Raw genomic sequence first — 13,182 nt, 5'->3', positions numbered from 1 at the left:
CGCTGCCATGAAGTATCTCGCGTTGGTGTGGGCCCAATTGTTCCGCAGCAAGACCCGAACCTTGCTGACCTTGCTCTCGGTGGTGGCGGCGTTCTTGTTGTTCGGCATGCTCGATTCGGTGCGCGTGGCCTTCACCTCCGGCGGCAGCGTCAGCGGCGTGGACCGGCTGGTGGTGGCCTCGCGTCTGTCGATCACCCAATCGTTGCCGATCAATCTGGAAAACCAGATCCGCAGCGTGCCGGGCGTGCGCGACGTGACCTCGGCGATGTGGTTCGGCGGCATCTATCGCGACCCGAAGAACTTCTTTCCGAATTTTTCGGTGGCGCCCAATTTCTTCGACGTCTACAGCGAATATCAGTTGCCCAAGGACCAGCTCAAGGCCTTCCAGACCACGCGCACCGGCGCGGTGGTCGGCGAAAGCCTGGCCAAGGAAAATGGCTGGAAGATCGGCGACACCATTCCGCTGCAGGCCACCATCTTTCCGCGCGGCGGCAGCAACGACTGGCCGCTGCAACTGGTCGGCATCTTCCGCATGAAAGACCGCACCGTGGCCGCCAACCAGGAACGCCAGTTGATGATGAACTGGAAGTACTTCGACGAGTCCAACGACTACATCAAAAGCAGGGTGAGTTGGTACACGGTGACGCTGCGCAACGCCGACCAGGCATCGCGCGTGGCGCAGGCCATCGATGCGTTGTCGGCCAACTCCGACCATGAAACCAAGTCGCAGACCGAATCGGCATTTCAGCAAGCCTTCGTCAAGCAGTTTGCCGATATCGGCTTGATCGTCACCTCGATCATGGCCGCGGTGTTTTTCACCTTGCTGCTGCTGACCGACAACACCATGGCACAGGCCGTGCGCGAGCGGATTCCGGAGCTGGCCACGCTCAAGACGCTGGGCTTTCAGGACCGCACCGTGCTGAGCCTGGTGATGGTGGAGTCGATGTTGCTGATCGGCCTGGGCGGGCTGATCGGCATGGGGCTGGCGGCGCTGGTGATCCCGGCGGTTGCAGCGCGCAGCGGCGGCCTGATGCCGACCCAGACCGTGCCGCTGCAGACCTGGCTTGTCGCGGTCGGGCTGATGGCCGGCATCGGCATCGTGGTGGGTGTGCTGCCGGCATTACGCGCGCAGCGCTTGAAGATCGTCGATGCACTCGCCGGCCGCTGACAGGAGCATGCACATGCAACGCAAATGGAAAGATCGTGGGGTCAACGCGCTGTCGGTCGTGCTGCTGGCAATTGGGCTGGCGGCCTGGATCGCACTGCCGTGGATGGTGCTGCTGCCGATCGGTGGATTGCTGGCGGTGTGGCTGGTGGCCACACGCAGCGGCAGGCTCTCGCTGGCGGCCGCACGCATCGGCATCGCCACGCTGCCGCAGCGCTGGGGGTCCAGCTCGGTGATCGTGGTCGGCATTGCCGGCGTGGTCGGCGTGCTGGTGGCGATGCTGGCAATGGGCCAGGGCTTTCAGGCCACGCTCAACAGCACCGGCGACGACACCACCGCGATCGTCCTGCGCGGCGGTTCGCAGGCGGAGACCAACTCGGTGATCACCCGCGACCTGGTGCCGCTGATCGGCAGCCTGCCCGGCATTGCGGCCGATGCCAATGGCCGCCCGATGCTGTCGCCGGAATTGTCGCAAGTGGTGAACATCGCCTCCCGCGCCGACGGCACCGACGTCAACGCACAACTGCGTGGCGTGGGCGAACAGGCCTGGGCCGTGCATGACAAGGTCAAGATCGTGCAGGGCCGCCGCTTCAACACCGGCCTGCGCGAAATGGTGGTGGGCAAGGGCGCGTTGAACCAGTTCCGCGGACTGGAGCTGGGCAAGACCCTCACGCTTGGCAGCCAGCAGTGGACGGTGGTGGGCGTGTTCGCCTCCGGCGATGCGCACGATTCGGAGTTGTGGACCGACGCGCAGACGCTGGCCACCACCTACAACCGCAGTGCCTATCAGTCGATCAGCGTGCGCACCAACGGCAAGGCAGGCTTCAGCGCGTTCAAGACCGCCATGGCTGCCGATCCGCGGCTCAAGCTGGATGTGGAAACCACCCGCGCCTACTACGGCAAACAGGGCGGCGGCCTGAACAAGCTGATCAACATCCTGGGCACGGTGATCGGGGCGATCATGGCAGTGGGCGCGGTATTCGGCGCGCTCAACACCATGTATGCGGCGGTGGCCACGCGCGCGCGCGAGATCGCCACCATGCGTGCGATCGGCTTTCGCGGCACGCCGGTGATCATGGCGCTGATGCTGGAAACCATGCTGCTGGCATTGCTGGGCGGGCTGCTGGGCGGCGCGATCGCCTGGGCGATGTTCAACGGCTACACCGTCTCCACGCTGGGCAGTAACTTCAGCCAGGTGGTCTTCCAGTTCAAGGTCTCGCCAGAGCTGCTCTGGAGCGGGCTGAAGTGGGCGCTGGGCATCGGCCTGGTGGGCGGACTGTTTCCCGCGCTGCGTGCGGCGCGTCTGCCGATTACCACGGCGCTGCGTGAGGTGTAGGCGGGCCTTGGTCCGCCGGGAATCGGCAATGGTGACAGCCGCGGCGAAGCACGCGGCGGCGGCTGAACGTATTGCAGGCTGTCATGGTTCTGTCACCGCAATGCGGTAGATGCGCCGGCCGGGCAGGCCGTAGCCTGCTCGGCCGTTTGCTGCATCGATCGATCGCCATGACGCGCCTGCTTCTGCTGGTCTGCGCCTGCCTGTGGCTGGCCGGCTGCTCCTCTTCTTCGACCTCGCTCAGCGAGCGCCTGGTTGCGCCCGGTGGCACCTCGCCGCTGCTGGACGAAGAACGCATTGCCGCCACCATCGCCACGGTGCCCAATCGCAGCGGGCATGTGGTGACGCGCGATGGCGTGCCGATCTTCTGGCGCGCGATCGACCCCGGCCAGTACGCCATGCACTATCGCTACACGGGGCAGCGCAGCGACCCGGCGCATGCGCTGGATGTGGATTTCAGTTTCAAGGCACCGACTGCCAAACCGCCGGCGCCGCGCGGCACCGTGGTGCTGCTGCACGGCTGGATGATGGATGGCGACTCGCTGCTGCCCTGGTCGCTGCAGCTTGCGCAGGCCGGCTACCGCGTGGTCACCATCGATCTGCGCAACCATGGTCATTCCGGCGGCGGGCCGTCCGGCTACGGCACGCGCGAGTCCGACGACGTCATCGATGTGCTCGACGCCCTGCAACCACGCGGCGAAATCCGCGGGCCGCTGTATCTGTTCGGCATTTCCTACGGCGCGGCCACCGCGCTGTTTACGGCCGACAAACTCGGCCCGCGCGTGACCGGCGTGGTGGCGATGGAATCCTTCGCCAATGCCGGGCGCGGCATCCGCGACATGGTGCCGCACCTGCTCGCCAGCCAGCCGCACGGGTGGCGTGGGCGGGCGGTGGCGGCGTATGCACGCTGGCGCTATGCCGACCAGAATATCGACGCGGTGATTGCAGCGGCCGACACCCAGCTCAAGCTGGACCTGGACCGTGTCGATGTCGCGCACGCCCTGGCCGACACGCGCAGCTGCGTGCTGCTGTTGCACGGCGATGCCGATCAACACATTCCGGTGGCGCACGGCCGCGCACTGGCCCTGGCCAGCGCGCGTGCGCATTACCTCGAACTGCCGGGCGAAAACCATTTGAGCCTGCCGCTACGGCTGGACGTGCTCGGCGGGCCGATCGACCAATGGCTGGCACAGGTGCACCAAGACCCCAGCCATTGCCCTGCACCGCAGGCGCTGCCCGCGTCCACGCTGGCCGTAGCCAACCCCCTGGCGATGCCGCAGAGTTGAGCGCGGCAATCGCGCACGCTGACGCGAAGCAATCGCACTGATGAATGCCACACGCACTGCGTGCAGGGTGGCTGACTTAGCGCGTCAGCACCGGCTGCCGCGACCGCACCACGCTGTCGCCGACAAATAACAGCAAACCCACCCAGATCGCGGCAAAGCCCATCGCGCGCCCCTGATCGAACGGCTCGTGGAAGAACCACACGCCCAGCAGCAACTGCAGGCTCGGCGCGATGTATTGCAGGATGCCCACCAACGACAGCGGAATGCGCCGCACACCGTAGGCGAAACCGATCAACGGCAGCGCCGTCACCACGCCACCGAAGATCAGCATCGCGTCGGTCCGCAGGCTCCAGCCGCTCAGGAACGCGCCACCGTGGCCCTGCTCGCCCCACGCCGCCAGCAGCAACGCCGGCACGAACAGGTACACGCTTTCCACGCCCAGCCCGGCCACCGGATCCACCGCCACCAATTTGCGCAGCAGCCCGTAAATACCGAAGGACACCGCCAGCCCCAACGCAATCCACGGCGGCGCGCCGGCATCGATGGTCAGCCACAGCACGCCCGCTGCCGCGCAGGCCACCGCCACCCACTGGATGCGACGCAGGCGCTCTTTCAACACCAGCACGCCCAGCAAGACGCTCAGCAGCGGGTTGATGAAGTATCCCAGGCTGGCCTCGATCACATGCCCGGCGTTGATCGCCCAGATGTACAGGCCCCAATTGAACGCGATCGCCACGCTGCTGCCGGCCAGCATGCCCAGCGCGCGGGGCTGCGCCGCGATGCTGCGCCACCAACGCAGGCCCGAGCTCGCCAGCAGCCAGGCCACCACCAGCACCGTGCTCCACACGATGCGGTGGGCGATGATCTGCAGCGACGGCACCGCCTTGAGCAGATGCCAGTACACCGGCACCAGCCCCCACAGCACGAAGGTGGAGGCGGTGATCAACAACCCGCGGCGTGCTTCCTGCGACGACACCGCGCTCATCGCCGCGCCTTGGCGAAGGTGACCACCAGCACGCCGGCCAGAATCACCGCCATCGCACCGATGTCCTGCGCGCTGAAGCGCTCATGGCCCAACCAGGCACCCAGGCTGACCGCAATCACCGGGTTGACGTAGGCGTAGCTACCGGCGAGCGCAGGCCGCACGTGATGCAGCAGCCACACGTAGGCGGTAAACGCCACGATCGAGCCGAACACGCACAGGTACGCCACCGCCAGCAGTCCTTGCGGGCTCGGCCACACCTGCGGGCGCTCGCCGATCAGCAGGCCGGTACTGACCAGCAGCACGCCGCCGCACACCATCTGCCCGGCAGCGGTCATGAACGGCGAAGGCAGATCGCGCCCGCGCGACCACACCGACCCGAATGCCCAGCCGATCGGTGCGATCAGCAGCAACACCAGGCCAACCGGCGTCGCGGTCAGGCTGCTGCCGGCGTTGAGCCACACCACGCCCACAAAGCCGATCACGATGCCCAGCCATTCGCCGCCGCTGGCATGCTGCCCGCGCAATGCGCCGAACAAGGCCATCCACAACGGCACCGACGCCACCGCCGTGGCGGCCAGCCCGGACGACACGCTGCGCTCGGCCAGCACCACCATGCCGTTGCCGAGCAGCAGCAACGCCGCACCCATCAGCGCCACGTTCTTCCACTGCGCGCGCGTTGGCGCCGCCACACCGCGCCAGCGCAGCACGCTGTAGAGCACGCTACCGGCGACGATGAAACGTGCGCCGGACACCATCGTCAGCGGCTGCGCGCCACCTTCCAGCGCAAAACGGATCGCCAGATAGGTCGAGCCCCACACCACGTAGACCAGCAACAAGGCGAGAACGACTAACCCGCTGCGCGCAGGCGCGGCAGCATCGTGAGAGGAAGACATCGGAACAGTGCCAGGCAGTGCAGCGGAACCTTCGATTCTAGAGCACATGCCAAAGCCCACGCCGCACCTCGGTCGCGCTATGGTGCACTTCACACCGCATCCGAGCGTGCAGATGCAGCACCCTCTTCGCTGGCTGGCCCTGGCCGCCTTGTTCGCAACGTCCGCCACGGCATCGGCGCGTGCCCCCGAGCCGTGGGAACTCAGCGGCCGCAAGCTGATCGACGCCGGACTGGACGGATCGCTTGCGCCAGAAATCACCGCGCCGGAGCAACGCGAGTTCAAGGTGCTTGTTTCGGCCAGCCGCGCCGGTGCGTATCTGCTCGGCGTCGCCAGCGCCAGCTATCGCACCGGCTGGTGCATGCCGGCGGGCAGCACCGGCTCGCCCGATCTGCAGGCGGTCATCGCCGATATCGGCGCGCTGCCCGATAAACGCCAGGACCAAGCCGCACCTGACTTGATCGTTCAGGTGCTGGCAAAGCGCTATCCGTGCAGCGGCGGCGACAAGAGCACGCGTGCCGGCGGCGGCAACTCACCCAACGCCGCCAAGCCGTAGGCACGCCTATACGCAGTCGTTCAATGCGATGGCATTGATCACAACGCCAGCCTGTGCACCGAGCAACGACAAACGTCCCGAGCGGCCGTCTGATGAGATTGGACGGCGCGCGGGATCCGCACACGCACAAGCAAATGCAGGCCACCGGGCAGCGGCTGCGTTCGCTTGGCGTCGCGCTCAGTCATCCGATGCGCATGGACAGCGTGCAGGACCCCGAATGTACGAGCGCACAGGCCGCATCGAATCCAGCTGCGCCCGTCTGGCGATCAACGCAGTCGTCTTGGTCGCTGCGCTTGGCCTCTCTCGAGGGCACGGCGCCCTCTCGCTCCTGCGCGCTTACTTGCGCACCGCATCGCTCTTGGCACGGATCGCCTTGAATTCCGAGCCATCCTGCCAGCTCGGCCACTGCCGGCCATTGGCCAGCGCCACGCCCACGTCGTACACCAGCGTGGTATCGGCGGCATGGCCGCTGGCATCCCATTGCGGGGTCCAGCGATCGCACGGCTGGTGGTAGCAATCGGCGAAATACTTGTCGCGCAGTGCCTTGCCTGCCGCGACGCCGCCGTCGAGCATGTCCAGGCCGGGGCCGGCGGTGATCGCCGGCACACCCATGCGCGCGAACGCGAAATGATCGGCGCGGTAGAAGAAGCCTGCTTCCAGATTCGGATCCGGCGAATAGCTGCGACCACGCGCCTTGGCGGCGGTTTCCAGATCGCCTTCCAGCGACACCCGCCCACGTCCCCACGAGGCGATGTCGCGGGTCGGGCCATCGGGGCTGAACATTTCCATGTTGAGCACGGCCACGGTCTTGTCCAACGGCGCCAGCGGATGCGCGGCGTAGTAATTGGCGCCGAGCAGGCCCTTTTCTTCGGCAGTCAACGCAATGAAGTACAACGTGCGCTGCGGCTTGGGGCCGGCTGCGAACACGCGCGCCAGTTCCAGCACGCTGGCCACGCCGGTGGCGTTGTCCACGGCGCCGCGTCGAATCGTATCGCCACCGGCATCGGCCTTGCCGATCCCGAATGCATCCCAGTGCGCGGAGAAGATCACCGTCTCATCCGGATGCCGGCTGCCGGTGAGTTTGGCCACCACGTTATGCGTGACCACACGCTCGCGCTTGAGCTTGAAATTCACCGACAACGCCGCATCGCCCAGTGCCACGGGCGCGAAGTCGCGCTGCTGCGCGCGTGCCTTGGCCTGTTCGAAATCCAGGCCGGCCTGCTTGAACAACGACACCGCCAATGCACGCTGCATCCAGCCGCGTACCGGCACGTGCTGCGCGCGGGCATCGGCATCGCTGCGCTCGATGTCGAACAACGGCGACATGCCCGAACTCTGCACCGTGGCCCAGCCATACGCCGCCGGCGCCGTCTCGTGCACGATCAATACCCCGGCCGCACCGCGCCGCGCCGCCTCTTCGTACTTGTAGGTCCATCGGCCGTAATAGGTCACGGCCTTGCCGTCGAATGCGTCCGGCTGCGGCGATTCGAAATCGGCATCGTTGATCAGCACCACCGCAATCTTGCCGCGCAGGTCCACGCCCTTGTAGTCGTCCCATTGGCGCTCTGGCGCACTGATGCCGTAGCCGACGAAGACCAGTGGCGCGTTCTTCAACGCGACCGCCTGCTGCGGACGCAGGCTTTGCAGGGTCACATCGTTGCCATTGACCAGCGCCTGGGTCTTGCCCCCGACGCGCAGGCTTGCGCGCACCGGGCCATCCACCTGCGCGCGCACCAGCGGCACGGCCTGGGTCCAGCTGCCCTGCTCGCCGCCTGGCTCCAGGCCGGCCGCCTTGAACTGCTCGACCAGGTAATCGACCGTGCGCTGCTCACCGGCGCTGGCCGGCGCGCGCCCTTCGAATTCGTCCGACGCCAGCAAGCGCACGTGACGCGACAATGCCTCGGCATCGATGCCGCCGCCCGGCAGATCGTTGGCGGCCTGCGCCACACCTCCTACAAACAGGCAGGCAGACAACAGCAGGATGCGCATCGGATTCACGGTGAGGCCTTGCAACGGTAGATGACACATAGTTTACAAGCGTGCGACCAACACCGGAGCGCAATGACACGAGAATGCAGTCGATCGCATGCATGGCCAAGCGCGGATGATCTCCGGTGTGGCTGCAAGGCGCTTGCCCGTGCGCCATCAAGATGGTCGGTGTGCACTGCTTTCAACAAAACCACCAGCCAACGTTCTGGTGCGGTGTCCTCACCGATTGCGGGACCGTTGGCGGCATGGAGGCCGCCATCGCGCCCCCATGGACGGGTTTACGGCGTGTCCCGCCAGCGGTGAGGGCACCGCGCACCCGACTGATCCGGCCTTAGCGGCACCAGAACGACGCGACCACGCACTACAGCGTTCGAGAGGGTGTGTCACCCCTCAACCAGCGCTAACGCATGCGCGCTGCACGATCCAGCCAACAGCCCAGCCCTTGCGCGTTGAGTTCGATGTCCGTTGCCAGCAGTTGCTCCACGGCGGCATCGTCCAACCGACATCCATGTTGGCGTGCGCGTTCCAGATACAATTCGGTCAATGCCGCCACCATGCAGCGATGCCGGTCCGGACGCTGCGCGCAGCCCAGCGCAATGTCGGTCATCGCATGAATCTGCTCGCCCAGCGCCCGCGCCAACGGTTCTGGCGAGGTGACACGGCCGTAATGGGTCAGATACATCGCCTCTGGTGCGGCGTCCATCAGGCGCGCGATCGACTGCAGCATGGCCTCGGGTTCGAATTGCACCGGCGAGGACGTCGGCACGATGAAAGCGCCACGCGCACTGTCCAACTGGCGATACGACAGGCCGAAGGTGTCGCCGGTGAACCAGCTGCGGCTGCGCGCATCCCATACGCATAGATGATGGCGCGCATGTCCAGGCGTCTCGACGGTGCGCAGCGCGCGCTTGCCCAGCATCACGGTATGACCCTCGCCGGCCGCGACCACACGCTCGGCCGGCACCGGCTCGATAACGCCGTAATGGCGCGCCATGTCCGCCTCGCCATACACCGCGGTGGCGCCGGCAATCAGCCGCGCAGGGTCGATCAGGTGCGGTGCACCGCGCGGATGCACCAGCACCTGCGCATTGGGCAAATGCCACAACAAGGCTCCTGCACCGCCAGCATGATCCAGATGCACATGGGTCAGGATCAACCACTCCACCTGCGCTGGCGCCAAGCCGGCCGCCTGCACCGCGGCCAGCATCTGCGGGACCGACAGCGAGGTACCGCAATCGATCAAGGCGGCCTGCTGCGCTTGGACCACCAGATATGCCGCATCGAATTGCACGCCGCCAAAGCCGGTATCGATGGTGTGGATGTTGAACTCGGCTGTCGCTGTCATTCGCACCCCGCGGCGGCTGTCGGAACTGCAGTGTAGGCCCAAGCCTGGCGTCGCGGTCGCGCATGTCGCCACAGGCACGACCTACGCAACCGCAACAACCCACCTCGACGCCTGTTGCGCCGCGCAGCTCACGCCTCGCGCAAGGCATCCATCGCGGCAACAATCACGTCGGCATCCACCTGCGCATGCACGCCCGGCAGCTGCAGATCGCTGGCTTGGGTAGCCTGCTTCAACCGTGCGATCACCTGTCCGGCATCGCGTGGCGAAGCGAAGCCATCGCTCTGCAGCAGCAATGCACCCGCGCCATCGTTCAACTTGAAATAGAACTGCCCATCGCTTTCACGATATTGCTTGAACACCGGCAGTGCGACCTTTTCGCTGGCCTGCACCGCCGCGGTGGCGGCCTGGCTGGACAGATCGCGCAAACCCACCGCGTCGCGCAACTCGGCCAGCAGGGGGGTGGCATAGCGCGCGCGCAGACGTGCACCACCGGCGCGCAGGATCGCTTCGATCTTGGCCGGCTCTGCCATCAACGCCTCGTAGCGCATACGCAGCGGTGCAATCTCTTGATCGATCCGCTCGAACAACTGCTGCTTGGCATCGCCCCAGCCGATGCCGTCGGCAAACGCCTGCGCAAAGGCGGCAGATTCCTGCGGTGTGGCAAACGCCTGGTACAGCTGAAACAACGCCGACCCCTGCGTGTCCTTGGCTTCGCCCGGCGCGCGCGAATCGGTCAGGATGGAAAACACCAGCTTGCGCAATTCCTCGCGCGGTGCAAACAGTGGAATGGTGTTGCTATAGCTCTTGCTCATCTTGCGGCCATCCAGGCCTGGCAAGGTGGACACCTGCTCGTCGATCACCGCTTCGGGCAAGGTGAAAAAGTCGCGCCCGTAGACATGATTGAAACGCTGCGCGAAATCGCGCGCCATTTCGATGTGCTGGATCTGGTCACGCCCTACCGGCACCTTGTGCGCATTGAAGATCAGGATATCGGCCGCCATCAGCACCGGATACATGAACAAGCCTGCGGTGACGCCGGCATCCTCGTCCTCGCCATCGGCGCGGTTCTTGTCCACCGCCGCCTTGTAGGCATGCGCGCGATTGAGGATGCCCTTGCCGGCCACGCAGGTCAGCAACCACATCAACTCGGTGGTCTCGGGCACATCGGACTGCCGGTAGAACCACACCTTGTCCGGGTCCAGGCCGCAGGCCAGCCAGGTGGCGGCGATTTCCAGTGTCGAACGCTGCGTGCGCGCCGGGTCCTGCGCCTTGATCAGGCTGTGCAGATCGGCCAGGAAATAGAAGCTCTCCGTATCGGCACCTGCACTGGCCTGGATGGCCGGGCGGATTGCACCGACATAATTGCCCAGGTGCGGGGTGCCGGAGGTGGTGATGCCGGTAAGGACACGGGTGGTCATCTACGTCATGCCAGAGTGGGGTAGCCCCCAAGTTTAGCGGTTCCGCACTTTTGCCACCGCCGCAGGCGCCGGGGAGTTGGCTCCACGCTCGAACGCAGAACGGGCCGCACCGGGCGGCCCGTCGTCTGCAAGCTGCTCGCCTCAACTGGCGGCAGATCGGCGCACCTCAGGTGTCGTCGCGCAACGACTTTTCGAACGCGCGCACTTCGGTCTGGGCGCGATCGCGATCCCAGCCATAGCGCTCCTGGAGCTTGCCCTGCAGATATTCGGCATTGCCTTCGGCAACCTTGAAATCGTCGTCGGTAAGATCGCCCCATTTCGCCTGGGCCTTGCCCTTCAACTGGGTCCACTTGCCGGAAATGATGTCACTGTTCATGCGATGACTCCGCTGATGCGGTCGCGATTGACCGTGGGGCCAGCGTGCCCACGCGGGTGTTGGTCCGGGATCAAAAGGTGTCAAACCGCCGATCACCGCACTGAACCGTTGCCTACTCCCGCCGCTGGTCGCACTGCATGTTGCATGCGTCGACGGAAGCCGCCTTGTACGTAAAGCGCGCACAAAAAACGGGCCTTGCGGCCCGTTTGTTTGCATGCGGCGTCGGATTACTTACGCGCTGCGTCTTCCACCTTCTCGCCAGCGCCCTGCACGTCCTTGCCGGCGCCCGCGACGGTGTTGCAACCCGCCAGCATTCCCACCGACAACATCGACAGCACCAGCAGCACAATTGCACGCTTCATAACACACTCCTCAGGGGTAAAGCGGCGCGTTGCCGCAGATCGATCAATTCAACAAGGCCACGCGATGTGACGGATCAGCACTTACCGTCGCTGCATTTTTCGGCCGTTTTCTCGACCTTGTCGCCTGCACCCTGCATGTCCTTGCCGGCGCCGGCCACGGTGTTGCAGCCCGTCATCACGCCGGCCGAAAACAGGCCCAGCACCATCAGTGTCAGCAGTCGCTTCATCGCTTGTCCTCGTTCTATCACGGTGCCAGCGCACCTGGCTTGGCGCCAAATCTGACTGCGCGGCCGTGGATTTGATGTGAACGCGTCCCGGTGCGCTCGGTCCGGATCAATCCCGCATCAGCGTCGACTTGCCGAACAGGCTCTCGACCAGATCCACCGCCAGTTCGGCGGTCGCATTGCGGTTGTCCAGCACCGGGTTGAGTTCGACGATATCCAACGAGCCCATGCGCCCGGTGTCGGCAATCATTTCCATCACCAGTTGCGCCTCGCGGTAGTTGGGGCCACCGGGCACCGTGGTGCCCACGCCCGGCGCGATGCTGGGGTCGAGGAAGTCCACATCGAAACTCACGTGCAGGTGGGTATCGGCGCTCATGCCCTGCAACGCCGCTTCCATGGTGCGCTTCATACCGGCTTCGTCGATGTAGCGCATGTCGTACACATCGATGCGGTGCTGCTTGATCAGCCGCTTTTCCTCCGGGTCCACCGAGCGGATGCCGATCTGCCGCACCTGCTCGGGCAACAACGCCGGCGCACTGCCGCCCAGGTGGGTCAGCGACTCGGGCCCCAGCCCGCACAGGCAGGCCACCGGCATGCCGTGCACGTTGCCCGAAGGAGTCACCTCGCTGGTGTTGAAATCCGAATGCGCATCCAGCCACAGCACCCGCAACGGCCTGCCCTGCTCGCGGCAGTACTTGGCCACCGCCGTGATCGAGCCGATACCCAGGCAATGGTCGCCACCGAGCATGATCGGCATGCGCCCGGCACGCAGTTCGGCGTAGCTGGCGTCCATCAGCGCCTGGTTCCACGCCACCACTTCGTCCAGATGCCGGTAGCCGGCCTGCGGCGCCTGCCAGGGATTGCGCGGACCATCCAGATTGCCCAGATCGCGCACCTCCACGCCGCGGCCGACCAGCGCCTCCTGCAAGCCGGCGATGCGTAGCGCCTCCGGCCCCATGCGCGCGCCGCGGTGGCCCGCGCCGATGTCGGTGGGAACGCCAATCAAGGAAACCGGCACGTACTGCGTTGCCATGCATTGCTCCAGTATCGATAAAGCCGTGCAGTCTAGTTGCCCGCCCGCACAGTGACGCGCGGCAGCGCAGCACGCATGTCGCCCGTACTGAACAGTGCGAGCAAACGCGAGGTTTAGATCTGCCTCTTCGCGCCGCTATCGTGACGTACCAAGGCACTTTGTGGCGCACCGGACTTTGCCGATTCTGCCTGTCTGACCGCCCAGTTAAGCACCACGGGCG

General features: G+C 65.7%; 13 protein-coding genes. 4 read left to right on the top strand and 9 right to left on the bottom strand.

Annotated features, from left to right (window positions below; translation table 11 throughout):
• Positions 1-7 precede the first annotated feature (7 nt).
• The 3 genes from LN450_RS17920 to LN450_RS17910 all read left to right on the top strand — a co-directional run bounded on the left by LN450_RS17920 (position 8) and on the right by LN450_RS17910 (position 3,784).
• Positions 8-1,168 (top strand): ABC transporter permease, encoded by a 1,161-nt coding sequence (locus LN450_RS17920; protein WP_011348903.1) that lies wholly within the window; start codon positions 8-10, stop codon positions 1,166-1,168.
• 7 nt (positions 1,169-1,175) lie between these two features.
• A complete protein-coding gene (locus LN450_RS17915) occupies positions 1,176-2,501 on the top strand; it encodes an ABC transporter permease (RefSeq protein WP_109298367.1) in 1,326 nt (441 codons plus the stop codon).
• Positions 2,502-2,668: 167 nt separating this feature from the next.
• A complete protein-coding gene (locus LN450_RS17910; protein WP_014091326.1) occupies positions 2,669-3,784 on the top strand; it encodes an alpha/beta hydrolase family protein in 1,116 nt (371 codons plus the stop codon).
• A gap of 76 nt (positions 3,785-3,860) precedes the next feature.
• Here the strand turns inward: LN450_RS17910 and rarD are convergent, their stop codons facing one another.
• Together rarD and yedA are read right to left on the bottom strand one after the other, a co-directional pair.
• Complete coding sequence (gene rarD / locus LN450_RS17905; RefSeq protein ID WP_011348906.1) at positions 3,861-4,769, bottom strand: EamA family transporter RarD; 909 nt, start codon at positions 4,767-4,769, stop codon at positions 3,861-3,863.
• Complete coding sequence (yedA, locus tag LN450_RS17900; protein ID WP_031424669.1) at positions 4,766-5,710, bottom strand: drug/metabolite exporter YedA; 945 nt, start codon at positions 5,708-5,710, stop codon at positions 4,766-4,768. The genes rarD and yedA overlap by 4 nt, the downstream gene beginning before the upstream one ends.
• Before the next feature lie 31 nt (positions 5,711-5,741).
• On the opposite strand from yedA, the gene LN450_RS17895 reads away from it, so the two are divergent.
• Positions 5,742-6,215, top strand: coding sequence for a Rap1a/Tai family immunity protein (locus LN450_RS17895; protein ID WP_039418373.1), 474 nt, complete (start codon positions 5,742-5,744; stop codon positions 6,213-6,215).
• A gap of 336 nt (positions 6,216-6,551) precedes the next feature.
• On the opposite strand, the gene LN450_RS17890 is transcribed toward LN450_RS17895, so the two are convergent.
• The 7 genes from LN450_RS17890 to rocF form a co-directional block, all read right to left on the bottom strand.
• Positions 6,552-8,204: a M28 family metallopeptidase gene (locus LN450_RS17890; RefSeq protein ID WP_011348909.1), complete on the bottom strand. Its 1,653-nt coding sequence runs from the start codon at positions 8,202-8,204 to the stop codon at positions 6,552-6,554.
• Between the two features lie 400 nt (positions 8,205-8,604).
• A complete protein-coding gene (locus LN450_RS17885; RefSeq protein WP_039418368.1) occupies positions 8,605-9,549 on the bottom strand; it encodes an MBL fold metallo-hydrolase in 945 nt (314 codons plus the stop codon).
• 128 nt (positions 9,550-9,677) lie between these two features.
• On the bottom strand, positions 9,678-10,967 hold the full coding sequence (locus LN450_RS17880) for a tryptophan--tRNA ligase (RefSeq protein ID WP_011348911.1): 1,290 nt from the start codon (positions 10,965-10,967) through the stop codon (positions 9,678-9,680).
• A gap of 166 nt (positions 10,968-11,133) precedes the next feature.
• Complete coding sequence (locus LN450_RS17875; protein WP_003486601.1) at positions 11,134-11,343, bottom strand: CsbD family protein; 210 nt, start codon at positions 11,341-11,343, stop codon at positions 11,134-11,136.
• Between the two features lie 227 nt (positions 11,344-11,570).
• Positions 11,571-11,705: an entericidin A/B family lipoprotein gene (locus LN450_RS17870; RefSeq protein WP_005914328.1), complete on the bottom strand. Its 135-nt coding sequence runs from the start codon at positions 11,703-11,705 to the stop codon at positions 11,571-11,573.
• A 74-nt stretch (positions 11,706-11,779) separates the two neighbouring features.
• Positions 11,780-11,932 (bottom strand): entericidin A/B family lipoprotein, encoded by a 153-nt coding sequence (locus LN450_RS17865; RefSeq protein WP_011348912.1) that lies wholly within the window; start codon positions 11,930-11,932, stop codon positions 11,780-11,782.
• A gap of 106 nt (positions 11,933-12,038) precedes the next feature.
• On the bottom strand, positions 12,039-12,962 hold the full coding sequence (gene rocF / locus LN450_RS17860) for an arginase (protein ID WP_008576436.1): 924 nt from the start codon (positions 12,960-12,962) through the stop codon (positions 12,039-12,041).
• Positions 12,963-13,182: the final 220 nt, after the last annotated feature.

Origin of the sequence: Xanthomonas euvesicatoria pv. euvesicatoria, assembly GCF_020880415.1 — a bacterium.
GTDB classification, from domain to species: Bacteria; Pseudomonadota; Gammaproteobacteria; order Xanthomonadales; family Xanthomonadaceae; genus Xanthomonas; species Xanthomonas euvesicatoria.
Note: the sequence above shows the minus strand (reverse complement) of the source record. Positions and strands in the feature narration are given on the sequence as shown.